Genomic DNA, 24,850 nt, shown 5'->3' with positions numbered 1-24,850 from the left:
TTTTTGAAATTTAATTGTTCTATATTTTCCCCAATTTATATCTTTGAGTTAAGCAAACATGTAATAAATTTAGTCAAAAAATTCACCATATAATTAAGTATTATTTCTGAAATACATGTTTTACTTTTTCACCTGGAACGTTACTTCCTCCTCTTCCTTTTACATCTTCAATCATCATTGTAACAATCATGTCTGGCGCATTTGCATCGAAAGCTGCGAACCATCCCAGTTCTTTTCCGTCTGCTTCTTTCGACTCTTTCAGTTCTGCTGTACCAGTTTTACCAGCAAGCGTTACACCATCAACCTTTGCAATTCTTCCTGCGCCATCAGGGTCATTAATGACTTTAATTAATGCGCTCTTTAATATCTCTTGATTCTTTTTAGAAACCACATTTTCTTTCCAATTCCCTGCTACTTTTGCTTCTTTTAAAAGATGTGGCGACGGAATATTCCCTTCATTCACAATCGGTGCATATGTTAATGCTAAATGAAGTGGCGTCATTAATACTTGTCCTTGTCCATAACCCGTGTCTGCTAGTTGAATATCATTTTTTATCCCATCTTTTGCAATAATTGAAATAGGAAATTCGTATTCGATTGGTAATTTTTCATGAAATCCGTACTTTTTAAATTCATTTACATACTGATCTTTTCCCATTTTCAAAGCTTGTTGAGCAAAATAAATATTATCAGAGTACTTCATTGCCTTGTCAAAATCAATTGGACTTGCATCCTTTACACGCGTTACATAGTAATTTCCCCAAGACGAATCTTTTGTCCACTTCAATCCTTGAATTTTAAATTCTTCCTTCGGATTTATTGTGTTTGTTTCCAAACCAATTGCACCTGTGATCGTTTTAAATACGGAACCTGGTACAAATGCTTGTGTAAAGCGATTCGTCATTGGTAGTTTCGAGTCGTTACTCCATACTTCTCGTTGGGCTTTCGATGCTCCTCTAACTATTATATTTGGATTATAAGCAGGGCTACTTACAAGTGCGATTGTTTCACCTGTTTTAGGATTGACCGCTGCACTAGACCCTGCTTCAGTTTTCATCTCATTAAAGATTTTTTCTTGAATTGCAGCATCAATTGTTAACGTAACAGTTTCTCCCTCTTTTGATTCTTTTTTTGCTACGTTTTTAATCTCTTTCCCCTTCTCATCTTCTATAAATACGCGTCCACCCTTTTCACCACGCAATTTATTTTCTAACACTTTCTCTAAACCGGTCTTACCTACTAAATCATCTGCTTGATAACCTTGTTTTTGAAGTGATTTTAACTCCTCCGCATTCACCTTTCCTATATATCCAGTTAAGTGTGCCGCTGCTTCACCTAATGGATACGTACGAATATTTACTGGACGAGATGAAACTCCTTCTAATTCAATATAATCATTCTGTCTGGTTCCTTCTTTTAAAATACCAATTGGTACAAAGGAGTCTGGTTTTATCCATTTCGCTGTGAGCTTTTGTTCAACCTCTTCTGTAGACATATCAAGTAATTGTGCTACTATTTCTTTCGTTTGCGCTGCTGTTTCGCCTAGTTTCTCTGGAATAATTCCAACCTCAGTCGCTTTACCATTCGTTGCAAGCCCTTTTCCATTTCGATCATATATTTCTCCACGTTTTCCTTGCTCTATTTGCATACGTACTTTGTAATCTTTTTTCATTCCTGGAAAAATGAAGTCTGGTGTCCAATCTATTTTCCAAGACTCTTTATCTTTCACAAGTTTTGCTTCATGGATGAATGAAACTGATCCTACATCCGTATCCATCTTAACTTCAAAAAGAAAAAGCTCTTTATCTTTCGTATTCTCTCCTTTCATTTTAACTTTTAAATTCTTAGCTCCAATCCCCTCATAGATTTTTTGATATTTTTCTGTGAATTCTTTTTTAGAAATTGATTTTTTTGCATGATCTGATAAATGATCATACATATTTGTAAATTTTCTATCATTCCATAAATTGATATATTCTTCAAATGCTTGTTTTGGCGGTTCGTTTTTATTACATCCTACCAACATAACCGCAAAACAAACGAAAAGCAGCATCCATAATTTTTTCAATTCAATCTTCTCCCTTAGTTAAAAATGATGATTCCTTTCTTAATTTATTTAATAAAAAATGTTTTAACGCTTAATAGACAGTGAAAGTAATGATATTGTTCCATATTTACAAAAAACTAAAAAAGAGTGATAAGAATTCCGTAAATTTGGAATCCACATCACTCTCGTTTGATATTGTGCAAATCATGAATATGAAATAAGAATTTCTAGTTTTTAAAAATAATCTCAATTTTCTAACTAACGGGATAAAAATCATGTATTTGTTCTATTTTTAATAATTCATAAATTCGTTGAAATGTTCGCATCAAATTCATCTGATGTTTTGGTATCTATTTTTCTCCCATCAATTGTCATCTTTATTTTTTGTTTTTGGTTTGCTGTTACCACCCAAGCGTTCAGTAAATAACGATCTTCATGGGATAATGTAGACGGTGAATTTATAACCTTTCCTCCTAAATATAGCGTAGCAGAAGAACCTCCATCCATTGTCGCTGTCCAACATTACGGTTATAACAGTAGACATTTTGTTGATGCTCAATTAACAAAGCTACTTTTAGGAACAATAGGATTAATAATTTGTGCTTTACTCCCATATGAAATATGGAAAAAACGAATAGTCTCAATGAAAAAACAACTTAAGTTTTACCCTATACAATCATTAAAATATATTAAATTTATTGTTGTATTAATTACCAATAAGAATTTCATAAAGAAAGCACAGACTTATTAAGGCACATATTTATCTAACCTACATAAAATAAAGATGTACAATTGCCTACTTTATGAATTTTTTATAATGATATATAGAAAGGATTCATTAAGTTATGTTTGTTGGGAAATAACATTTATATTTCTTCTAAAATAAACAGGGTACAAATTACACATATCAGCCTGTTTATTTTAGAGAAAAGTTGTTTATAAGTAGTTCTTTTCTTTAAAAGAAGGAACTACATTTTTTAAATTAAATTTCTAAATGGATAAATTTAGCACGGGAAAGGAATTGAACTTATGTCTAATTTAAATTTCATTTCTGATCAATTTGCTGCAATTCTTAAAGGAAAGAGTAAAATAAATCAAGGTGGTTGTTCGGTGTCTTTTCACCGCAATTTTAAGGTCCTGGTTCAAGGAAAACGAAGTGCCTATGTAGTTCCCGTCGGAGTAAGTTTTGAATCGTTGGATCAAAATGGCAATGCATTAAATTTAGGAGAAATCGCGGTTCTACAAGAAGAGATCCCTGCATTTATGAAATCAATTGTACAACAAGGAATTATTGTCAGTGCTTTACATAATCACTGGTTATACATGAATCCCTTAATTATGTATATTCATATCCAATCGGTAGAGCACCCGTTACATTTTGCAAGAAAATTGGCAAATTCATTTTTATCGTTAAGCAGCTATCCTGTTACTAATATCGAAGGGCAATAATTTATCTACAATCATAGATATGATAATAATATGTACCAGACTCCATGCACGTTGCGCTTGTATAAATAGTATTATCTAATGTATCTTCTTCCGTTATTACTCCTCCTTTTGGAACCTCACAATTTTACAAAATACGAAAAATGACCGATATACCCTCTTCTTCGTTATCTATACCCTGAATATTTTATTTACCATACGCTGCTCGTATAAACCTTGATGGTGGGGTGAAATCTCCATTAAGTCCCATTGAACCTGAACCTTGTCCAAAAGTACTTAATGGTATATCCCCCTCGCATGGCTGCGATTTAAGACCTATATATTGTCTTAAATTTTGTAAATGCCAATTAAACTCAGGACTATTAGTCACTACTCCTTGTCGATTCTAATACAAGAGATTCACCCCATTTATCCGATAAAATCCAATGTAATGGTGGAGTAACTCCTAAAGCAGGTAATGGTACCTCCCAAAAGGAAATACTAGCTACAAATTTCTTTAACTCTTCAACAGATTTGAATTGTGTCTTTCGAAACCAGAAGAAAAGCCAATAGATTTCTGAAAACTGGGCGTATGATTTGATATTGTAAAGCCCTCAGGCATCAATTTGTTCATCACCTATCATCATGTATCCCTTGGTTGAAACCATCAGCTTTTCTGTACCTCTTCCCAGTCGATAGCTCGAAAAGTTATGAGTGTTGAGCTCAACTTAACGACGACGAGAGCTGCTCCCCAATTAGTGATGAAACCCATTATCACATTTCGTATCATGTGGCATAGGTCCATCCAAGGAATCCAGAAAGGCAACGGCCTGTTTGAGGTTCCTCAAAAATAAATGCGCGAGATCCATAGAAAACCCGTTTCGAACCACAACGCGCATAATCGTCACTGCTTCTAGGTCTGGAGGCAATGGATATGCGGGTACTTGCCAGCCGAACACACGCAATTGTCGAGATAAATCATAAAGGTTCCAGTTTAATGTGTAACCTTTTTTCAGTTGCCAAGCGAAAACCGGAATATCCGAACCATCGGACAAAAGTTCGAACGGTTCCATCTCCTGAATTGCCTTGCTAAGAAAAAGAGCGACCTTCTGAGAAGCCCTTTGGACATCATAGTACCCACTTTTCCCCAAACGCAGGTAATTGTAATATTGTAGGAGCACTTGTGCGCCAGGACGTGAAAAATTCAGGGCAAAAGTCGGCATGTTTCCGCCTAAATAGGAGACGCGGAAGATTAAATCATCGGGGAGATCATCAGCTTCCCGCCAAATTATCCAACCCAAGCCAGGATAGACTAATCCATATTTATGTCCCGATACATTGATGGACTTCACCCTCGACAACTGAAAATCCCAGACTAAATCTGGTTGAAGAAACGGTGCTATAAATCCGCCCGAAGCCGCATCTACATGCATAGGAATGTCGAGTCCCGTCCTCTCCTGTAAATCGTCCAACGCTTTTGCAATGGCGGCAACCGGTTCGTAAAGTCCAGTATAAGTCTCACCGAGAATCGGTACCACACCAATCGTATTTTCATCCACGGCTGCAAGGACCCCTTGAGGATCTAATCGGGGATGCTCAGGGCTAACCTTCACATAGCGTGGTTCAACCTCCCAATAGTTCGCAAATTTTTCCCAAACGACTTGAACAGCAGAACTAAACACAATATTAGGCCGATCCACCGGCTTACCCTCTCTTTTTCGTGCATTTTGCCAGCGTCTCTTTAACGCAAGCCCCCCGAGCATACAGGCTTCCGACGATCCAGTTGTTGAAACGCCCATAGTTGTAAGGGGGCTGGGGGAATGCCAGAGGTTGGCTAAAATGCGGACACACCGCTCCTCAATTTCAGCTGTCTGTGGATATTCGTCCTTATCAATTATGTTCTTATCAAATGATTTAGCATATAAGTGCTCTGCGGTAGGTTCCATCCATGTACTAACGAATGTTGCAAGATTCAAGCGTGCATTGCCATCAAGAGTCATTTCATCATGGACGATTTGATACGCTGTTTCTGGTAACATGCCTTCATCAGGCATGTGAAAGCGCGGAACGACTGATTCTCCTTTGCGGGCAAAAAGAGGATTTATAGAAAATTCGGGAGGCAGCTCCATTTGCACGTGACGCGGTAGATATTGTGGATTATCTGGCATAACCTCTTTTCCTTCATATGTATCGTTTTGCACTTCTTCTTTTCGATCCTGCGGCATACTAGTCCCCCTTAATTAATGGTTTAACAAATATATTATTTACAAAAAAACATTTGCTAAACCAAGGGACAATTCTAATAAAAGGTGATGCCATCATTCAAAATAAAAGAGTATAGTTTTTGATTATAAAATAGAAATCGATTTATATTTTAATGAAAATATTGAATATTTTTAATATAATTATTGAGTTATGTATTTATAGAAACTTAAGGGGTATGATTATGGAGTTTATTACTTTTAAAGTAATTTGTATCTTTTTATTTTTAATGCTTATGACTTCTATAGAAGTTTTAGGATATGGAGTTCAACTTGTTGGAGCGAAATTAGCTTTAGTTGCATCGGCTTTTGCTAAATATAATATTATGTCTTTAATTGCTCGATTTTCTAATATGTTTCAACAACCATTTACTGTTTCTTTAGTTGATAGTACAGCAAAAAATGGTAGATTAGAATTACTAATTAAACAATTAGATTTTTGTTATTAGGTTCTACTATGGGAGTAATACTTGGAGGGATTATTAGTACCATTTTTTATGAAAGTTCTTTCTAAAGCGCTAATACCATTGTCAAAAGATGGTTCGTTTTTAAACATGTTCAAATTAATATGTTCACAAAAGAATTGATGCAACGTTAAAAAGAATGAGCCCGGTACAATACCGGACTTATATTCATACAACCGCTGTATTTTTCTGTTTAACTGTTGGGATTCAGTTCATAATGAAACATATTTTTACATAAAAGACTTTCGTATATAAATTTTTCAAATGATTTATTAGCGAATTGTTGACCAATATCACTTTTTTGAGTGAGTAATTTTTTAGATTGATAATGTAATGAATTTTTTTCGTTTCTTTTATGTAAAATATTCTAGTTTTGCATTAGGAAAGAACTGTTTCATATAGGAATACAGATAGTTTTTTATATCCTCTTCTTCTTCTTTTTGATAAATGTATTTTCCGATTCCATATTTCCCCCATTTATACCTTCTTTTCTCTTCATCTAATTCTAGTTTTGTCATCGGGTAGTTTTTTTCAATTACTCTCTTAGCTGGCTTTGTAAAACGATGTTGAATAAATTCAAATGTAATATCATCCCGTGCATCAAGAGGTAATTCAGCATTTAGGCGTTCAAACATATGATAGTATCCTTCCTTCCAGCCTTCATGCAGGTAAATAGGAGCTACAATGAAACCAAGAGGATATCCAGCTCTAGCTACTTTTCCTGCTGCCTCAATTCGTTTAGCTAAGGGAGAAGTTCCTGGTTCAAAGTTTTTAATCACATAATCAGCGTTTACACTAAAGCGAAATCTTGTTTTTCCATTATGTTTAGCATCAAGTAAATGATCTACATGGTGGAATTTCGTAACAAATCTCAATTTCCCATATTCAGATTCTCCAAAATGCTCAATGGCCCGTTTAAGGGTATGCGTTAAATAATCGATTCCTACAATATCTGAAGTACACGACGCTTCAAATCTTGTTACTTCAGGTGCACGCTCTTTCATGTATTTATCAGCAGCATCTAAAATTTCTTCAACATTTACATACGTTCGTATATAAGGCTTACTTCCCATCGTTGTTTGTAAATAACAATAATGACAATGTCCCATACATCCCGTTGCAAAAGGAATTGCATACTCTGCTGAAGGCTTGGAAGTATCGAATTTCAGTGTTTTTCTAACACCAACAACCAGCGTGGATTTTGCTACTCGATACTTTTGAAAATCGTTATCCCCTGGCAAATCTCTTACTTGATTATGGGAAGTAGTATGTCGAATTTCAACATCCATCTTTGAAAACTTCTCAAACAGCTCTTTCCCCAAAGGATAATCTAATGCTTTCGGTTCAAAATATACGAGCTTAGGCATAAATGGCTTATTCATTCTAACATCCCCTCTGAAATATCACCATAATAGTAAGTGTAAGCTTGGTTTGCTTCATCTTCGGTAGCATATATAGCCATCTCATTTGTTAGTGGATAATACGTTTCGTAAAGAAATAGTGCTAATTCATTAGGTCTTTCAGGATTATTTACAACTGCTGCAGCTTGTATGTTAGCTACGTCTTGAGTATGAGGATTTCGGTAAAAAATATAAACAATGTCACCAGCATGATACGTATTACTTTCAGAAGAAAATTCCATTCCATCACCATCTCATTTCATAAAATTCAATGCTCACAGTTTTACTTTCTAATTTTCTTGTAGTGTAACTATTTAATTACATTGATAATGATTACGTCATACAAACATATTTTGAAAAATGAATAATAAATGTACTCCCAAAAAGGCAAGCATATATCAATGCTTGCCTTTCGTTCTAACGACGATGTTCAACAAGATCGATTACACCTAAAACGACGTGTGCTAAACCAAAACCAAATACTGTATTTGCAATCATTTTATTAGTTCCACGAGTTTGTTTAAGAGCATAACCTGCTGCTGTCACTGCTGTACCTAAAGCTGTTGGAATTAATCCTTCACGAATGTCCACAGTGATGCCTCCTTGTTTCGTAGTTAGTAAATTTGTTTTAATGACTCGAAGTAAAGTATTAAAACAAGTATTAGTATTTTTCTTTTTAATAAAATTATGTGAAATTTTTATGAATAATATTTTAAATCCATAACAGCTATAAAGATTGAAAAAATTATTAATTAACAAATAAGAAAATATCTTCAAAACGTATTTTTATATGAAAATTTTATACCTCAGACAAAAAAATCTTTGCGAAAATTCTCTCCATAAAAAGTGCTCCTAAATTTATATATAGGAGCACTTTTTATGAAACACTATTCTTTATTTGCTTATGAACCACTTTATTATAATAACCATGCTTTACAACTTGCCTAAAATCATCTACCTCGATATCCATTCTTTCCGCAATATCTACAACAATTGTATTTTGTAAAACATTCACCACAAATCCCATTAATTTCAAATTATGATTTTTACGATATGAAAATTCAACGTAATCCCCAAGTGTTACTTCTTTATTATGTTTCATTTGGCGCCCCCTAAATTATCGATAATTATACAATAGTTTCCCCCTTTTTTACTTCTACATACGGGGTCACCAGTTTATCATTTTAGCCAATTCATCTCCCACCTACTTATTTTGCGTTCCTTGAGGAAGGGGTCTTCTTGGCTAAAATGATAAAAAAAGACAAACTCTCCAATGTGAGGAGTTTGTCCAAAACCATGATTTCTTTAGTTTAACAATATAGAATTCAGTTCCGATAAGAATCTTTCTTTTTTCCATATCCCACGGTTTTTGCATCGATACTAACAATAGTGGATTAGAATAATGACTTAATACTTGCTAGGACAGTAAGAATACCTATAATAATGACAAATACATTGCTAGATTTCCCTTTGTATTTAGCAAGTACTGCTACTTTATGGATTGCATACATTGGTAGTATACATAAGATAGCAGCAACTAGCGGACCGCTAAGGGCATCAATGATTCCAAGAATACTTGGATTTGTATAAGCAACATACCAGCATGTTAATACGACAAAAGTAAGAATCATTGTCTTAACTGTTTTTTCTCCTATATCTTTCCCACGTTTTTTACTGGACTTGATAATCATGTCACGCATTACCTCATACGCTCCTATATAATGACCAAGGAAAGACTTTGTAATAGCCACAAATGCAATGATAGGAGCTGCAATAGTGATTACTGGCGAATTAAGCTCATTAGCAAGATATGATAGGATTGACAAGTTCTGTTCTTTTGCCACCTTAAGATCATTTGGAGTTAAACTTAAGGTACTGCTCCAAACAAAGAACATAACAACTGCGAATGTCATAATATAACAAACTTTTTGTATTTGAGCACATTTAGCATCAGTAGCATCTATTCCATACGTAGCTCTCTGTTTCATAACAAATGACGAAATCATAGGCGAATGATTAAACGAGAATACTATGATTGGAAGTATCATCCATATCGTTCCTAAATATCCTGTTCCTGTTGAAGCAGTAGAAACACTTGAAAAACTAAGCATTGACGTATTCCACTGTGGAATCAAAGATATTGCGATAAAAAGTAGAGAAGCTATAAAAGGATACACTAGCATGCTCATGATCTTTACAGTTATATCTTGACCAAAATTTAGTATAGCGATAAGACCGAGTACTAAAACAAGCGATAAAATGGACCTTGGAGGCTCCGACATGTGCAATTGATGCACGATAAAGCTACTAGCGGTATTTGTAAGTGCGACCGAGTACATCAGCACGATCGTATAAATGGAGACAAAATATACAATATTAAAAATGATACTTGCCTTATTTCCAAAATACTCTCTTATTGTACCTGTAATCCCCTCATCGGCAGAGTTCGAAGCGTAAATCATTTTAGCAAGCGCCCTATGTGAATAATACATAACAGGATATGCAAGTATGGTAATTAACAGCAATGATAATAAACCACCTGAACCTGCATTAATCGGTAAAAAGAGTACTCCTGCTCCAATTGCTGTTCCAAAAAGGCTCAATGCCCAGGTAGTATCCTGTTTATGCCACTTTTTAGGGTCTAGATATTTCTCATTTTTTACTGCAGTGTTATCAGCTTGAAATTCTATGTTTTTTGCAGTATTCCCATCCATATAATAATTCCTCCTTGTGTCCTATTCTTAATTCTCTTTTTAAGATATAGGAATATAGACCGTTCTTGAAAAATGAATAGCTTATATAGTGCCCCACAACGAATATCCCCCTTCTAGGTTAATAAAAATCAAAAAATTAGCGAAGCATCAACCTGAAGGGTTTGTTACCACTTATAAAATATTTTAATTATATAGTAGTATATTTTATTGATAACTCCCCCAATATACAGACATCCTTAGGCGAACAATTGAGTAAAAATTGTTAAAAACTTCACAATATACTCGATAACTTATTGATTTGATTGTTTCTCCCCAAAGATTTTATTTTTAATGGAAATTCCTGTAGGTGTAGCTGCAATACCACCTAAACCTGTCTCTCTTAATTCGCGAGGCATCTGTCTTCCAACTCTATACATGGCTTCAATCACTTCGTCAGCATTGATGAGATTGTTTACGCCGGCTAATGCGATGTCCGCTGCTGCTAAAGCATTTGCCGTTCCAATGGCGTTTCTCTTTACACAAGGAATTTCTACCAAACCAGCGACCGGATCACAAACTAAACCGAGTAAATTTTGTAATGCAATCGAAAAAGCTTCAGAAGATTGCTGTGGCGTTCCACCCGCAGCTTCTACCGCAGCTGCAGCCGCCATCGCTGAGGCACTTCCTACTTCAGCTTGACATCCTCCATACGCTCCTGAAATACAAGCGTTGTTTGCGACTATCGTTCCAAATAACGCTGAAGTGAATAGAAAATGAATCATATCTTCATGACTTAACTGCAACGTATCTTTAATACTAAATAGGACTCCCGGAATCGTCCCACTCGCACCTGCTGTTGGAGTTGCACAAATAGCTCCTAATGCAGCATTTACTTCATTAACACCGATAGCACTTTGAATCCCTAACACCATCAAATCTCCAGAAAGAGTTTTCCTATTTTCTCGATAGTTTTTAATTTTTACAGCATCCCCTCCGGTCAAACCTGTTGGAGAAAATACACCGTCGCCCTCGATACTTTTATTTATTGCATGTTGCATAGTCGCTAAATTTCGTTCCATTTTACTCCATACTTCTTCATAAGAAGTTTTAGTTTGTTTGATTTCCTGTTCGATTGCTAATTCATAAATTTGCTTTTGGCTTTTATTAGCTGCATCCACAATTTCTTTTATGGCCATATGCATATTTTTCACTCCTTAATGTGACTAAAGAATAATAAGATTAGCTATATTGCTTAAATCTCCTAATTCCTTCTGAGCATTACCTGGCAATATCGAATCCAAAGCGAATGCATATAAATATTTTGTTTTATCTTCCAAACTATGAAAGTTGTTAATTTCCACATCATATTGTTTAAAGATCCTGCGTAAAACAAATTCAAAGTCAGCTCTTTCTGAAATCGCAATAACAACTGGCAATGGCCCCTGCAGATTTAAGCTAAATCCATCAATTTCAACATTTTTGACTTCAATCAACCCACCACCGACCGAAATACCCATTACTCTAATACTTCGACTTTCATCCTCTGCATATACATCTGCCGTATTTGGATGACCAGCAGGACTATTACCCAATTGTTCAATAAAGGTAATGTCAATTCCCTTAGACTCTGCTATTTTAATAGCATCTGGCACTTTGCTGTCATCAGCAGCTAAGCCTAATATACCAGCAATAATTGCAAAATCAGTTCCGTGACCTTTATGGGTTTCAGCAAATGATTCATAATACTTTACCACAACTTTTTTGGGAAGACCTTGAAATAATTTATTAGCAACTGTTCCAATAGCCAAAGCACCTGCAGTATGTGAACTTGAAGGGCCTATCATTATGGGCCCAATCACATCAAAACAACTTTTGTATTTAACAATCTTTTTTTCTTTAATAGATGCTACATTCATGTTCATATAAGCACCCCCATAATTTATTATTTTTAGCTGTAGTTGAATCTAAGTTATTAGAATGATCGATTCAAAACAAGTTTTGTTTGATAACGCTTTCTTTATTGAGTTGAATAAACTTCCCTTCTAATCCGCTATCCTCCGTATAGTAATCATATCAGTATGTCCAATTTTAAAAAATTACTGGCAAGTTGTTTAGAATTTTTAATCCAAAACGAGGTTTGATATTTTCTCTAGAGGTAATAAATTGTGTCTCGACGCCCTCATTATAACTTGTATATTTATAAGTTTAATCTTTTTTTATTTTTAGAAAGATTGAATAGACAGAATTTTGAATAGGTAATAAATTATACTTAGTATGTAGCAATTGTGTCCTTTGTTTGAAGCTGTATTAGTTAGTAAAAAAGCAAAAATAACACAGAGTTCCTTTCATAAACACATTGATTATATTGAAAAATCATTATAAAGATACTTATATTGTCTTTTGTTTGAACATCTTGTTTTGAACGGGAAACCTGTTGCAATAAATAATTCATTCAGATGAAAAGGAATACATTAATAAAATTTAAAAACGTTTTAGTATATTAATTATACATTTTGTATAAATATTAATTATCAAAAAAAACTAACTTCTTATTAGGATCTTAACATAAAGGATACATTCCAAATAACAATGGAGATTCTGCTTTATCAATTTCTTTATACGTCATATTTCCCTCTTTACCTGCAACAGCAACTTGTACTTTTTCATTTGTTTTCACATCTTCTGCACCTATTGCACCACCCGCCAATAATCCTGTACTTAACAGACTATCGTGAACAAAAGTTAGAGAGTTATAGAACAAAATATAATGTGTATGTACATACATTTCTTTTAAAAGAAGTTTTGTAGTATGCAACTGAATTAAAAAAATATAGATTTTTATGACTCTTTTTAGGGGATATAGCAAAGTGAGATCTTTTATATGCACATTGCTATACCGAACTAGATTTCAGCATAGTATTTTTTTGCAACACATTGATTTTTTACCAAACACGTATAAAAACCAACAATATGAAAATAAACGACTGGCTAAAATTTTACTTTCAATAAAATAAAAAAGAACCGGCAAATTTGCAGATTCTCCTGATAATGATTTATATGAGTAAGACTCGAAAATATAATACAATGATTCAAAAATAAGTTCAAGTAAATTCAAAGAACCGGCTAGAGTTCGAGTTCTTTCAGAAATGATGATGTTTTCTAGGCTTCGCAAAGTGAGAAAATACAAGAATATAATACATAGAGATTTAGAGAATTTCAATACTTAAATTAGAGGTTATTTTAATGTGATGTAACATCAGCATTTTGAAGGAATAGCAATGAATACCTTATACATCCCCAGTCTACATAACGCTTTATTATCAGTAGAAAGAAAAAGGAAAATCCCTACTTCCACAATAAATCCGCCTTGCTACTCTATTCATTTTTTGATACATTCCTATCCACCGTTTTAAGGTTCTCTTTTGTACTGTGTTAGCCAAAAAATTGTATAAATCATAATTCGTTTTTCTTCCACCTGTTTCACCCTTTCTACACCCTAGTTTTACAAAATAAGAAGTCATCAAAACTTATATTTATTACTTTCTGTTATCTCCTCTCTCTTGTTCTATGCATAGTCTATCTAAATTTTTATTAGCTACTAAAAAAAGAATTTACAGGACGATTAAAAAAAGCCAAGTGCATTGCACTCGGCTTTATGGTCGATTAAACAATTTTACTTCAGACGTATTAAACTGATGTAGATAGTCTTTAGTAGAAGTATAACCTGAATTCATGAGTGTTTTCTTTTCTTCTTCTGTGATATCAAAATTAAACGACGACGTAAAGAATGTATTAATAAATACAGTGCGGGCAGCATCTTCTTTGGTGGTTTTTCCGCTCTCATGACCTTTGATCATGGTTTGAGACAAATTCCATGCAAAATGAATAAGAGAATGGCCAATATGATGTTCTGTTGAGGTTGCGATATGTTTTAACATGGCAACCTCCGCCTGAGATTCTAAACGGAAACCAAGTGTTTCTTTGTTGTAGACAATTTCATCTGTAGGATCAAAGAAAGATGCATTGTATTTCGTGTGTAAGCTTCTTAGTGTAGAATGATCCTCTATATTGCTTATCAGTTTATTAACCTCGTCAATCGTATCTGTGGTCGTGAAGTGTTCTTCTTTATTCACAAAACTTTTCCGATCAAATAAACGAATTGGGTAGTTATCGAGTACACCTCCGTCTACATAATAATCTTTATCCCATTCCACAGATTTAAAAAAGAATGGGATGGACATCGAAATCCGCACAGCAACTACTAACGGGACATCAGGTGTCGTTTCGCGAGAAAACGTACGAAGCTGGTGTGTAGAAACGTTCGTTCCTTGGAAAAACACGTCTTTTCCTGTTTTGTCATACAACTGCTGAAAAGTTGTGTCCTTACTCCCTGTCCACTTTTCAACGATCTTTCCTACCCACTCAGTGAAGAAATCCCCTTTATAGATACCAAAACCATCAAAAAACAAACGAATGTTATCTTGTACAATCGAAAAATCATCATCTTTAAACGCTTTGAAATTCATGTCTTTGTGGATTTTTACAAGATCTGCGAATGGAATGGAAAGACCTAAAAGTAATGCAGTAATCGCTCCTGCTGAAGTCCCTCCAAATCGTTGTATTTCTGGTAAAATCCCTTCTTCATTTAGTGCACGGATGGCACCTATATAAGCGCTTCCCTTTACCCCGCCACCTTCAAATACTAAGTTACGAAATGGATATGCCATTATATACCTCCAATAAAGAAATTTTCGATCTGTTATAGTATCGGAAGTATATTGAAATATATTCCAAATGGTATTAAGAAAGTTTCATGTCCTCCGATACGTATGGCCGAATTATCTTTATTCAATGGATGAATTGTTTGAAAGAGAAGAAATTTGCTTGGAATGGTAATTTAGTAGGATAGGAAACAGGAAACGGAGTGCATCTTTGGATGCACTGAATAATATCCCCTTTTGAAATCGTATATAACGTAACTTCTTTTCCGATGTCCAAGTAAAATCACGAGTAAGAAATCAAGGAATAATCTACATTTCATAAATCCCGCACTCTCTTTAACATACAATTCAGTGAAATAATTTGTTTCAAATACGTAGAAATATGGTTTAACCAGCAATCAATGATCAGGTCTTCTTACCCTAAGTAAACCTAAATCTATTTGTCTCCATACAGAAAGGAATAAATAGTTTTGTTCCTATTCATGAAATAGTACAATATATGCAAAATTACATATCTAATTAATTGCTTTTAATGTTATATTTTAATAGCGATGAATGCTATTATTTCATAAGTTGTCAACAAGCGTTATGTATGTATGAGAAAAAGGAAGGAGCCAAATAGGCCCCTTCCTTTTTCTACTAATTAACTAAATTACTCTCTGGTAAAAATTTAAATAGTAATGCTCATTTACAGGCGTCTGATTATGCATTAAACATGCTAACTTTGCTTGCTGTCGGAAAAATTAAAGACGATAGTCAAATATGTCCTTTCATTACTTTATATTGAAATAAATAATGATTCAAAGTTATTTTGTGAAAATTATACAAAAAGTACTAATTCGTCGTTTACCTAACAATAGATAATATAGATAAAGAAAAAATACTAGAGGATATCACAGTGTAGTAGTCTCTAGTATCTTTTCATAGTATTTTAGCGGCTATACAATACGGAGGGATAAAAAAAGGACCTCTTACGGAAAGATAAGAGGTCATCAAAAAGATAAAAATGTTGTATTTGAAACACGCGAGTTTCTAATTCACATCATAACACAATATATTCATATATTCAATATATACATTAAAGATAAGTAATGTATGTTCAAAAAACACATGGAATATTAATTTGTAACAGTATATATTTTCCTCTTTTATTCTATTTCTTCTACAATGCCGTGATTGTAACAAATATCCCTCTTTCTTTTTTGGATGATTACGAATAAAAATACTACATGTTTTCTGTCTCACTTGGAATAAAGCATCATGGTAAAAATACAATGCTGACAAGTAAAATACTTAATACAATCAACCCTATCCCTAACATCATCCATTCACCCTTTTTAGAATTTTAAAATTTAGCCCTTCACTTTCATATACTTCTCTTTTACATGAGCCAGTAAGTCCCTCAGCTTATTCTCTGCAGGGTGTTCTTGATTTTCTAGAACTTCTCTGCCATAGGATGAAAAGTTTTGTGAGCATGCACTAGTTGTTACTTTCAATTTCGCGTATGAGAATGTATGCTCATTTTCTTTACCAATGTTTTCAGTAGTGCTTCCATTTGAACCAACGCGTATACAGCTTTCGTCAAGTTTAGTACGCTTACCTTCCTTGTTAACTGTGTAATATGTGTCATTGACTTCTCCATATTTCATATTAACTGTTGATGTCACTGCGGTCCCGTCTGTAGAAAAAGTAACGACACGAAACTCATCTTCTTCTGGCAACAACTCAGCTCCTGGAACATTATATAGAACCAAAAGGTCTCCTTCGTATGCTTCTGGAATGAGATAAATGGTATCTGTAGTATCTTTTCCGAATCGGACACAACCGCTTAAAAGAATCATAATAAAGATTCCGCAATACATGATAACTTTTCTCATAGAGTCTCTCCCGTTATGTATAAGAATGGTATAGTATGTATTATATAATGCAATATATTTCCTTGGATAGAATAAGTTTCTAGTATGAAATCGGTTTTACTATTGTCATATAAATGATTTATGTCAATGGTTGATTGGCACGAAGAGAAATGGAGTGAATTAATGAGCAGACGTTTTGCATTAACATATGAAAATAAGATTTTGAGAAAGATAATGATTACCGTAAGTATTGTCATACTCGTTTTCATTACAACAGGGTGTGATTCGGTCCAAAATAATCCAAAGGATGTAACGGACATTCCGCTAAACAGCAAACTAGATTCCCTTATTTCAGAAAGTATCATTGCCTGGGATCAAGACAAATTAAATCATACAGAAAAACAATTTGAGACGCGTATAATCTATGGAACTGAAATGAAGGATGAAAAAATGTATGTCTACCTCCATTCCCTCATGCAAGGATATAACCGCGAAACACAGACAGTTCCTCAAGCAGGACATTTACTTCCAATCCGTGTGACAGTCATAAAAAATGGAAATGATTACATCATTGAAGATTACGATGAACCAGGAGATAGTGCTGAAAATGAACCTACTTTGCGCAACATTTTCCCGAAAAAGCATGCGGATGTCGCACCTGCTAAGACATTTTGAATAATCTTTGCAGCTGCTACATCAACGGGTAATTTACTGTATTTCCAATCTAGAGAATCAATTGTCCAATCCCATACTTTTAAAACTAGTGCAATAGATCTTTTTAATTACATACTTAATTTATTTTTTAATGTCCAATATTTTTCTCCATTAGCTTCAAAAGAGAATTCTACCCATCCATTTGGATCTTCACGATAAATAAAGATGGTTGTTCCAGGAGTTACTGTACCAACTTTATTTTCCTCGACAGCTACATCTGGTCTACTTTTAATTTTCAAATTAAATGGATAAGGTACCTGGTAGTAAGTAGCTGATGATACAACATTTGTGCTTGAACCGTCTGCATACATTTTATACGGAATTTCATTTGATAACGCTTCGACATCTAATGTTTCAGGATTCTTTGATAATTTTTTTGCATATGTATAGTCTTCTACACGAAACGGTTTAATACGTTCCATAATGCCTGCAATTTTCTTAGCCCAGCCTTTATCTGATGCATATTTCACATTCATGCCAGTTAATGTTGGCCCGTTATAATATATACCATTTTCTTCCAAATATCTTTCTCGTACATAATTAGCATTATAAGCAATGCTATCGCCGTAGCTTGGTAAATATTTCGCATATTTAAACGGATCTCCATCATATGCACGTAGACCGAATAAATTATGTTTTTGATATGCGATTTCTGATTTTCCGTATCCAGATTCTAAAATCGCATGCGCCGCTAAATAATGAGCACTCACGCCATATTGATTTTGCGCATTGATAAAATCTTGTCCATGTCCAACTAAGGGACTATCTGAATGATATTTTGCAATAAAACTATCAATCTCTTGAGCTGTAATTTTCGAAGCCACTGTTAAATTTAAATCTTCATATGAGGTAGCAGTAATAACCTCTTTTTCATCGTTTAAATTTTGTTGTAACATATCTGTTTTTGCAGTAAGTTGAGCAGCTTCAGCACGTGTTATAAATCTATTTGGTTGCCAACCGTTCTCGGTACCATTAGAAATTTTTAAATCTATTAAAATATTGGCATGTTTTTCTCCCCAATGCCCTTTTAAATCTTCAAATCTAACCTGCTCGTTATGATTTGCTGTGCTTTGTAGTTTATATGCATTTACTAGCATGGTAGCCATAGCAGCACGAGTTACTTTTCCGGATGGATTAAAGATTCCATTACCTTCACCTTTAACAATACCAGCTTTTTCAGCAGCAGCAATATAAGGAGTAGCCCAGTGATTTTGTGAATCTGTAAAAGATGGTTTTGCATTAGGATCAATTTGTATACCTAAAACTTTTGTCATAATCTTTGTAGCCGAAGCTCTGTCTAAGGAGTCATTTGAACCAAAAGTTCCATCTGGATAACCATTTAATACCTGTTTATCAACTAAATAGTTAACGGATTTATCAGCCCATGTAGGAACATCAGGGAATTTATGAGTATCTGCTAAAATATTAGAAGAATAGGATAATATAGCTCCTGCAAGGATACCTGTTGCAATTAATTTGTGCTTCATTAAAATAAACACCTCTACCATTGTATTTATCAAATTGAAATTTTCTATTTTTATATTTACATGTTTGTAATAATAATAAAATCGTATTATCACGCATTCAATTTGATGTAACGAGTATAGTTACTTATATACACAAGTGTCAATGAATTTATTTTACAAAAATGCATAATTTTTACATTATTTTGTAATTGAATTATGTATAAATTTTGTAAAGGACCTTTTGATAGATTTTACCTGAATAAATCTCTTTAGTTGTTAATTTGCCAATCTTTCTTGTTTACTATTAATTAATTAAAAAAAGAATTTTTTTGTTTAAGAGCTACTTTAAAATCTTAAGTTGATGGATGTGTGAATGTACCGCTACTAAAATTCTTGCTTTTAAATCATTATTACTGTATTATATTTACGTATCAATATAAGGATTATATTATATAAAAAGGAATCAAATCTATAAGTAAGATTTAAATCCTTTTCGAAATCAAAAAGACTTTGTCAAAATCTAATATAATTTATGCTTGTCTTTTTAATATGTATCTAGTAAAAACATATTTTTTATCCATAGAATTCTGTTTTCAATGATAGGAATTAGTGTTCTAAACAAGAAACCGTACAAAGTGATCTGAAAAACCTGAGAGATATTGTATGTAGTTTGCTCATCTCCAGGTACTACAATAAAAGAGCCTTACCTTTCTAGGCAAGACTCTACTAGTTTAGTTGTATACTATTTACATGATAACTAAGAAACAGAAAACATATAACACCAAATAACAGCACCCTATTACTCCTCCTACAGCTAATACCTGTTTAACCCAACTCTTAAATTTTTGATTACTGTAAATCGCTTGCACTCTTTCCATATTTCCTCCTATTAAGCAGAACCCTTAAAGACTCTCACCTCGCTATAGTACCATTAAAAAATGAATAATAGAGATCTAATGTATAAATATGCAATATTGCATACGAAAATGTATTGTTATAATTGTAAGCGCTTACTATAATAAGGTTATAAAGATTTATTACATCTTAATACGAAAAAGAGGAGAGAATAATATGGAAATCGCAATGGCAGTTTTAAAATTTATAGGTGGAGCAATCCCATTAATTCAAGAACTACTAAAAGCATTTATGTAAATTCACTATTTAGCAATTATTTATAAAAATTATTATACAAATGATCTGTATATCAAAAATGAATTGGTTTACAGATCATTTGCGTGATCAAGGTCCCTTTAACATGACTAAGGGGCCTTTTTAAAATTTTTAAATAATTAAGGTTACGTCACATCACCATCAAGTTAGCAAAATAAAACGAAACTTTAACTTGATGGTGATGGGGTAACAGTTGTGATTTAGAGATAAGATCAGATTATACAAAGTTTTGCACGTCAGCGATACTGAAAATAAACTTCGCCTTTAGTAGCAAGAATCCCCAATAAAGATAGTCAACTTGCCTATTTAGGAATAAGAGTGTCAATTTAAATGATGCATTCTGAAACACTACTCTTCTTCTAAAATAGCGTAATAATATTCATCCCACCATTCATTCCCATGTGGTATACACTTCCTGAAATAGCCTTCTCTTCTCATTCCAATCTTCTCCATTACTCGATATGATGGGGTATTTTGTGGTTGACATGTAGCTATAATCCTATGTAATTTCATTTCCTTAAAGCCATATTCCAATGTAGCTTGTGCTGCTTCAGAAGCATATCCTTTATTGAAATATTTAGGATTGAACACCCAACCAATCTCATATGTATGCTCACCAAAATATTTATGAAAAACTATATGACCAATCAGAATATCTTTATCAATTAATACTACAGGAAAGTTCTTAGCGTTTTCACCAATGTTTTCATTCACAAAGTTTCTTGTATTTTCTTCAGTAAAAACCCCTTCAGGTATGTATTTCATAACATTGATATCTGATGTATACTCATGAACAGCTTGCCAATCTTTGAACTCAAATTTCCGTATTAATAATCTTTCTGTTTTTATAAACATTTACTTTTCCCCCTCAAAAAATTGCAACTATATTTGAAATCCACATTTAACCCTTAAAACAAAAAGAACTTGTAGGACTCTCTACAAGTTCTTTTTAGTTTAAGGTGAATATACGAGCCAAACAAACTATCTTACAGATTGACTGTAGAAACTTTAGGGGTAATGCTTTGACAAATATATTATATAACAAATATTAACATCCATAGGATTTATTTTTGAAAATTATGTGAATTAAGAAAGGAAGTAGTTTTTTCTTAGCTATTATTATTATTAACTGACGGTATCATTATATTTCATTCTGCAACTTATTTAGAAGAGCTATGTACATTTCGAAGAAGTTCTTCAATAAGTTTTGTTTTTTCATTTACCTTTGTGGCATATGTGAAATTACCATAACAATATGGATACCTAAAATTATTTTTATTTCCACCACAAGTATACATCGCTGGATTTTGATCAACTTTCATCTTAGAAAACTTTTTGGCTGAATCCTCCGAGTGTTGTTTAACTTCTTGACTAGCAACAAAATCAATATAACCTGGCCCCATATTATAGCTTTGAATAATTGTATCCATGCTAACATCTTTTTCCGTTCCATATTTGTACATTTTAGCAAAGTGCTTTACCCCTTGTTTAATGCTCAAGCTTGTCTCTTGAATTTCATTTGGCTTTAATCCAAGTGATTCGGATGACTGCATAGGGTCGTTTCCCTCACCTCTACTCTCTTGATACATAATTCCTAATAAAATTGGTGTTTTCTCTCCTAAATTATATTTTTCTAATTCTTTTTTTAAGGTAGACTCATATTGCAATACACGTTTTTCGGTGGCTAGCGCTTTATTTTGTTGAATATTGGTTTTATGATTAAAATATAGCATTCCAAGTATTGTTCCTAAGCCTAAAATACTAATAAGGAACACTTTTATAATTTGTTTTTTACTTGTATCCTTCATATATTCCTCCTCGTATAAGAAATGCAATTTTTCAAAGGTAATTGGTTATATATAAACTATGTAATGAACATCTATCTCCCACCCTTTTAGACTCATATATCAATACTTTAAGGTTTCAAGTTTAATATAAAAATTTAAAGATAAGGTAAAGATAAGATAAAGATAAAATAAAGGGTATTTTTTAGCGTACTTTAAAAGATATTGCTACAAAGGGATATATGGGACAACTTGTTGATATGAATGGATTTAGTGATAATTGAAAGGTTATTGTACAAGTGATTAATTATGGAGACATCATTCCAGAAGATTTAATCCATCTTTTCAATATGCTTTATATAAAAACCACAACATAACATATAATAAAAAACGGCGAATCCTCCACCTAGGAGAATCCACCATCACAAATAACTGATTATTTCACACCTAGTTTTTTTGCTTTCTTAGGGGTCCCGTCTTCCAGCACTTCCTCCCAAGCTGTTACACCTGGAATATGATGTGATTGCATTTGAAACAGGGCTTTGGGAAGCAGCAGCTGTTCAGCAAAATTTTGATAACTCAACCGCTACAGAAGCGATGAAATAATCCTTATACTCTGTATGGAAAGCTGAGGAACTTGAACAATTATTTACCTATATGAAAGAACAAAAAGAAAAAGGAAAGCCACTCACATTAGCTCGTTTTGATATGAATTTGTTTTATAGATCTTCATTCCGCCCTTATGCAAAAGAATGGTTGCAAAAAGTAAATCCTGAAGTAAAGAGTGAATTTGATACAGCAGTGTCAGAGTTGATTGAACTGGATAGATATTACCATAAAAATAAAATATATCCCTATGATCGGTTTAAAATGGAGATACAGCCCGTAATTAACAAGTTTAAAAAGGTTAGAATGTTTACTCAGAATCATAAATCTGAATTGATTCAAGTTACACCACATCCTACGTATGATGTGAAAGTCAAAGGTGGCATCTCCTCACCTCACCTAACCTGACAGACTATTCTTTTTATATCCGAGATCAAAAAATGGCACAAAACTTCGCATGGCTAACTGAAATGCAGTATGGAAACAAACTAGCTCCCTTTAACAAGTAATAATTTGTTCTGCACCCATGTTGATAATTCTTCTGGTAATCGGAATGTAACGGAACCATGTTGCTCTTTTATAATGACATAGGGATTGCGGAATTCTTCTTGAATGCCGACTCCAATCACTTGATACAATTTTCTGCACTGACTCGGAAACAATATATTTGGAATGTCTAATGATTCAATTTCATGAAAAGAATGACAGAATCTCACATCCATTGCAAATACCATCAAACCAACTCCCAGCTATACGTAAAACACAATTAGTATACCGGTGAGATCTATGTTACGTGCAGAAATCCCCGTTTTCTCCCCAGACTTATCTACAAGAATAAAAAAGGAAACACAAGATATGTTCCCTTTTCACCATTTGTTTTCTACACTTTTAATTCCAATATTTCTAGATGCTGAATAGATCCGACCCCTGGCAGGTAGACATCTTCCTCCTTCAGCAGGGATACAGAACTTTCCGTTTCTACTAGTGATGGAAGATTGCGCACGCCAAATAATAATACTTTTCCCCTATTGCCCAAATGACGTGGGGTATGCATGGAAATCGTAAGGGTGTTTATGCATGTAATTGTTCCTGTTCTTAAACATTTTCAGGTATCTATTTTTATTATATTTTGCTTTTGTAGTATCTCTTATTTTTATTGTTTGATTGTTATGACTGGCACTTGCTCGTTTTCGGAAATTTCACTGTAACCATAATAAAGTAGAAAAAACAATAAAATAATTGTCCAAATAAATATAAACACTTTATAACTATACTTCATATGAAAAACCTCATTTTCCCTATATAAGTGAATGTACATACACCCTGTAAATCTAATTACATAAATTATCGGATGTTTTAGTAGTAGAGAATCATTAAATATTAGGAATTGTTATTCATAAACATATCCAAGAATTCTTCAAAAAAAATATCATCTAGGCATTTTAACATTTCATCAAAATGCACAGATGATATTTTGTAAGTTTAGCTTGGTAATGCTTTTTATGTAATGAATTCTTATCTCTATTTCACCTTAATGTTTATATGTACAAGAGTCTGTGTAGCAATTAGGCTGTACTTTAAATATGTACTCAATTGTGTGTGGGAAAGGAAGCACATTTTATTTAAAGTGGTTACTTTAAAGCCCTTAATTAGTTGGTAGTCTTCTTCATTCAGACAGAAAGGAAATTTAAAGTGTGCACGTACTTTCAACTCAGACTTTTTACTACACACACTCCTATACACATAACAACATTTATAGTTTTTTGTAACATTACGGAAATAACAAGAAACAAAAACGAAACATTTATAATACAATGCAACAAATTAGTAACATTAATGTAACATAACGTGTGTAATCGCACAATACTTTTTTAACTGAAAATCAATAAATTTATGTAAGTACCCATAACGTATTACATATTGTTTGTGAAACCTTTTAATGAACAAGTATAAGTGGATGGCGGGAATCGAACCCGCGGTTGTCGCCGTAAAAGGGCGATGTGTTTGGCCGCTTCACCAATGCGCTGTATTAAATATGTACCGAATGTATCCCTTTGGTACATAAATAGACCTGTAGATAGGAAATGTTCGCTACGTTTATACAATTATGGTCAGAGGTTCTGGAGGCCCCTATTTTGCCCTTAAATTATACCCCCTCGTGGTCGGAATGACAGGACTTGAACCCGCACATTCAACGGAATACTAGATCCACAATCTAGCAAGTCTACCATTTCGCCACAAAC

General features: G+C 33.6%; 19 protein-coding genes, 1 tRNA gene and 6 pseudogenes. 6 read left to right on the top strand and 20 right to left on the bottom strand.

Annotation, left to right across the window (positions count from 1 at the left end; genetic code table 11):
• Positions 1-100 precede the first annotated feature (100 nt).
• A complete protein-coding gene (locus tag MHB52_RS12980) occupies positions 101-2,068 on the bottom strand; it encodes a penicillin-binding transpeptidase domain-containing protein (RefSeq protein ID WP_061663158.1) in 1,968 nt (655 codons plus the stop codon).
• Between the two features lie 279 nt (positions 2,069-2,347).
• Positions 2,348-2,554 (bottom strand): annotated as a pseudogene (locus MHB52_RS12975) (phosphodiester glycosidase family protein); the annotation flags it as partial.
• Here MHB52_RS12975 and MHB52_RS12970 point away from each other — a divergent pair.
• Positions 2,550-2,693, top strand: a pseudogene (locus MHB52_RS12970) (cell division protein FtsW); the annotation flags it as partial. The pseudogenes MHB52_RS12975 and MHB52_RS12970 overlap by 5 nt on opposite strands.
• 383 nt (positions 2,694-3,076) lie before the next feature.
• The gene (locus tag MHB52_RS12965) at positions 3,077-3,496 is read left to right on the top strand and encodes a DUF1259 domain-containing protein (protein WP_000067579.1); all 420 of its coding nucleotides are present in this window, start codon (positions 3,077-3,079) and stop codon (positions 3,494-3,496) included.
• Positions 3,497-3,500: 4 nt separating this feature from the next.
• On the opposite strand, the pseudogene MHB52_RS12960 reads toward MHB52_RS12965, so the two are convergent.
• Together MHB52_RS12960 and MHB52_RS12955 are read right to left on the bottom strand one after the other, a co-directional pair.
• Positions 3,501-4,017, bottom strand: a pseudogene (locus MHB52_RS12960) (linear amide C-N hydrolase); the annotation flags it as partial.
• Between the two features lie 210 nt (positions 4,018-4,227).
• A complete protein-coding gene (locus tag MHB52_RS12955; protein WP_061663562.1) occupies positions 4,228-5,697 on the bottom strand; it encodes a glutamate decarboxylase in 1,470 nt (489 codons plus the stop codon).
• Between the two features lie 221 nt (positions 5,698-5,918).
• Here MHB52_RS12955 and MHB52_RS12950 point away from each other — a divergent pair, with 221 nt between their 5' ends.
• The gene (locus MHB52_RS12950) at positions 5,919-6,182 is read left to right on the top strand and encodes a lipid II flippase family protein (protein WP_000394421.1); all 264 of its coding nucleotides are present in this window, start codon (positions 5,919-5,921) and stop codon (positions 6,180-6,182) included.
• A gap of 368 nt (positions 6,183-6,550) precedes the next feature.
• Here the strand turns inward: MHB52_RS12950 and splB are convergent, their stop codons facing one another.
• The 10 genes from splB to MHB52_RS12900 form a co-directional block, all read right to left on the bottom strand.
• Entirely contained in the window at positions 6,551-7,579 is a 1,029-nt protein-coding gene (splB, locus tag MHB52_RS12945) for a spore photoproduct lyase (RefSeq protein ID WP_001039638.1), read from the bottom strand.
• Positions 7,576-7,839 carry a transcriptional regulator SplA gene (locus MHB52_RS12940; RefSeq protein ID WP_000396091.1) on the bottom strand — a complete coding sequence of 88 codons (264 nt, stop codon included), beginning with the start codon at positions 7,837-7,839 and terminating at the stop codon, positions 7,576-7,578. Before MHB52_RS12940 ends, splB begins: the two co-directional genes overlap by 4 nt.
• A 175-nt stretch (positions 7,840-8,014) precedes the next feature.
• Positions 8,015-8,188, bottom strand: coding sequence for a hypothetical protein (locus tag MHB52_RS12935; protein ID WP_000354585.1), 174 nt, complete (start codon positions 8,186-8,188; stop codon positions 8,015-8,017).
• 286 nt (positions 8,189-8,474) lie between these two features.
• The gene (locus MHB52_RS12930; protein ID WP_000682213.1) at positions 8,475-8,699 is read right to left on the bottom strand and encodes a DUF2187 domain-containing protein; all 225 of its coding nucleotides are present in this window, start codon (positions 8,697-8,699) and stop codon (positions 8,475-8,477) included.
• A 292-nt stretch (positions 8,700-8,991) separates the two neighbouring features.
• Complete coding sequence (locus tag MHB52_RS12925; RefSeq protein WP_000348955.1) at positions 8,992-10,311, bottom strand: aromatic amino acid transport family protein; 1,320 nt, start codon at positions 10,309-10,311, stop codon at positions 8,992-8,994.
• A gap of 290 nt (positions 10,312-10,601) precedes the next feature.
• Positions 10,602-11,492, bottom strand: a complete 891-nt coding sequence (gene sdaAA, locus MHB52_RS12920) for an L-serine ammonia-lyase, iron-sulfur-dependent, subunit alpha (RefSeq protein ID WP_061663513.1) — start codon at positions 11,490-11,492, stop codon at positions 10,602-10,604.
• Positions 11,493-11,513: 21 nt separating this feature from the next.
• Positions 11,514-12,212 (bottom strand): serine dehydratase beta chain, encoded by a 699-nt coding sequence (locus MHB52_RS12915; protein WP_001056999.1) that lies wholly within the window; start codon positions 12,210-12,212, stop codon positions 11,514-11,516.
• A gap of 638 nt (positions 12,213-12,850) precedes the next feature.
• On the bottom strand, positions 12,851-13,075 hold the full coding sequence (locus MHB52_RS12910; protein ID WP_170950653.1) for a hypothetical protein: 225 nt from the start codon (positions 13,073-13,075) through the stop codon (positions 12,851-12,853).
• An 868-nt stretch (positions 13,076-13,943) separates the two neighbouring features.
• Positions 13,944-15,017 (bottom strand): patatin-like phospholipase family protein, encoded by a 1,074-nt coding sequence (locus tag MHB52_RS12905; RefSeq protein WP_000331137.1) that lies wholly within the window; start codon positions 15,015-15,017, stop codon positions 13,944-13,946.
• A gap of 1,346 nt (positions 15,018-16,363) precedes the next feature.
• The gene (locus tag MHB52_RS12900; RefSeq protein ID WP_061663295.1) at positions 16,364-16,888 is read right to left on the bottom strand and encodes a DUF6843 domain-containing protein; all 525 of its coding nucleotides are present in this window, start codon (positions 16,886-16,888) and stop codon (positions 16,364-16,366) included.
• Between the two features lie 162 nt (positions 16,889-17,050).
• Here MHB52_RS12900 and MHB52_RS12895 point away from each other — a divergent pair.
• A pseudogene (locus MHB52_RS12895) lies at positions 17,051-17,524 on the top strand (peptidase M56); the annotation flags it as partial.
• Here the strand turns inward: MHB52_RS12895 and MHB52_RS12890 are convergent.
• Positions 17,512-17,625 (bottom strand): annotated as a pseudogene (locus MHB52_RS12890) (polysaccharide deacetylase); the annotation flags it as partial. The pseudogenes MHB52_RS12895 and MHB52_RS12890 sit on opposite strands and share 13 nt — an antisense overlap.
• Before the next feature lie 24 nt (positions 17,626-17,649).
• Positions 17,650-19,068: an S-layer homology domain-containing protein gene (locus tag MHB52_RS12885; RefSeq protein WP_061663294.1), complete on the bottom strand. Its 1,419-nt coding sequence runs from the start codon at positions 19,066-19,068 to the stop codon at positions 17,650-17,652.
• A 945-nt stretch (positions 19,069-20,013) separates the two neighbouring features.
• Between MHB52_RS12885 and MHB52_RS12880 the strand changes: the two genes are divergently transcribed.
• On the top strand, positions 20,014-20,199 hold the full coding sequence (locus MHB52_RS12880; protein WP_001987408.1) for a hypothetical protein: 186 nt from the start codon (positions 20,014-20,016) through the stop codon (positions 20,197-20,199).
• A 366-nt stretch (positions 20,200-20,565) separates the two neighbouring features.
• On the opposite strand, the gene MHB52_RS12875 is transcribed toward MHB52_RS12880, so the two are convergent.
• Positions 20,566-21,072, bottom strand: a complete 507-nt coding sequence (locus MHB52_RS12875; RefSeq protein ID WP_000470144.1) for a GNAT family N-acetyltransferase — start codon at positions 21,070-21,072, stop codon at positions 20,566-20,568.
• A gap of 305 nt (positions 21,073-21,377) precedes the next feature.
• Positions 21,378-22,025: a lysozyme family protein gene (locus MHB52_RS12870; protein WP_061664172.1), complete on the bottom strand. Its 648-nt coding sequence runs from the start codon at positions 22,023-22,025 to the stop codon at positions 21,378-21,380.
• A 471-nt stretch (positions 22,026-22,496) separates the two neighbouring features.
• On the opposite strand from MHB52_RS12870, the pseudogene MHB52_RS12860 reads away from it, so the two are divergent.
• Positions 22,497-23,095 (top strand): annotated as a pseudogene (locus MHB52_RS12860) (erythromycin esterase family protein); the annotation flags it as partial.
• Here the strand turns inward: MHB52_RS12860 and MHB52_RS12855 are convergent.
• Together MHB52_RS12855 and MHB52_RS12850 are read right to left on the bottom strand one after the other, a co-directional pair.
• Positions 23,096-23,341 carry a hypothetical protein gene (locus tag MHB52_RS12855; RefSeq protein ID WP_016117935.1) on the bottom strand — a complete coding sequence of 82 codons (246 nt, stop codon included), beginning with the start codon at positions 23,339-23,341 and terminating at the stop codon, positions 23,096-23,098.
• Positions 23,342-24,565: 1,224 nt separating this feature from the next.
• Positions 24,566-24,625, bottom strand: a tRNA-Lys gene (locus tag MHB52_RS12850).
• Positions 24,626-24,850: the final 225 nt, after the last annotated feature.

It is taken from the genome of Bacillus sp. FSL K6-0073 (assembly GCF_038006085.1).
GTDB classification, from domain to species: Bacteria; Bacillota; Bacilli; order Bacillales; family Bacillaceae_G; genus Bacillus_A; species Bacillus_A cereus.
The sequence above is the reverse complement of the archived record's forward strand: the minus strand, read 5'-3'. Positions and strand labels throughout refer to the sequence as shown.

Bases quoted from the DNA above. Each gene is read 5' to 3' on its own strand.
- MHB52_RS12880 (WP_001987408.1), top strand. From the start codon at position 20,014: ATGCAATATTGCATACGAAAATGTATTGTTATAATTGTAAGCGCTTAC.
- MHB52_RS12955 (WP_061663562.1), bottom strand. From the start codon at position 5,697: ATGCCGCAGGATCGAAAAGAAGAAGTGCAAAACGATACATATGAAGGA.
- sdaAA (WP_061663513.1), bottom strand. From the start codon at position 11,492: ATGCATATGGCCATAAAAGAAATTGTGGATGCAGCTAATAAAAGCCAA.
- MHB52_RS12870 (WP_061664172.1), bottom strand. From the start codon at position 22,025: ATGAAGGATACAAGTAAAAAACAAATTATAAAAGTGTTCCTTATTAGT.
- MHB52_RS12905 (WP_000331137.1), bottom strand. From the start codon at position 15,017: ATGGCATATCCATTTCGTAACTTAGTATTTGAAGGTGGCGGGGTAAAG.
- MHB52_RS12915 (WP_001056999.1), bottom strand. From the start codon at position 12,212: ATGAACATGAATGTAGCATCTATTAAAGAAAAAAAGATTGTTAAATAC.
- MHB52_RS12930 (WP_000682213.1), bottom strand. From the start codon at position 8,699: ATGAAACATAATAAAGAAGTAACACTTGGGGATTACGTTGAATTTTCA.
- MHB52_RS12855 (WP_016117935.1), bottom strand. From the start codon at position 23,341: ATGGTATTTGCAATGGATGTGAGATTCTGTCATTCTTTTCATGAAATT.
- MHB52_RS12965 (WP_000067579.1), top strand. From the start codon at position 3,077: ATGTCTAATTTAAATTTCATTTCTGATCAATTTGCTGCAATTCTTAAA.
- MHB52_RS12950 (WP_000394421.1), top strand. From the start codon at position 5,919: ATGGAGTTTATTACTTTTAAAGTAATTTGTATCTTTTTATTTTTAATG.
- MHB52_RS12925 (WP_000348955.1), bottom strand. From the start codon at position 10,311: ATGGATGGGAATACTGCAAAAAACATAGAATTTCAAGCTGATAACACT.
- MHB52_RS12910 (WP_170950653.1), bottom strand. From the start codon at position 13,075: ATGTATGTACATACACATTATATTTTGTTCTATAACTCTCTAACTTTT.
- MHB52_RS12900 (WP_061663295.1), bottom strand. From the start codon at position 16,888: ATGAGAAAAGTTATCATGTATTGCGGAATCTTTATTATGATTCTTTTA.
- splB (WP_001039638.1), bottom strand. From the start codon at position 7,579: ATGAATAAGCCATTTATGCCTAAGCTCGTATATTTTGAACCGAAAGCA.
- MHB52_RS12885 (WP_061663294.1), bottom strand. From the start codon at position 19,068: ATGAAGCACAAATTAATTGCAACAGGTATCCTTGCAGGAGCTATATTA.
- MHB52_RS12940 (WP_000396091.1), bottom strand. From the start codon at position 7,839: ATGGAATTTTCTTCTGAAAGTAATACGTATCATGCTGGTGACATTGTT.
- MHB52_RS12875 (WP_000470144.1), bottom strand. From the start codon at position 21,072: ATGTTTATAAAAACAGAAAGATTATTAATACGGAAATTTGAGTTCAAA.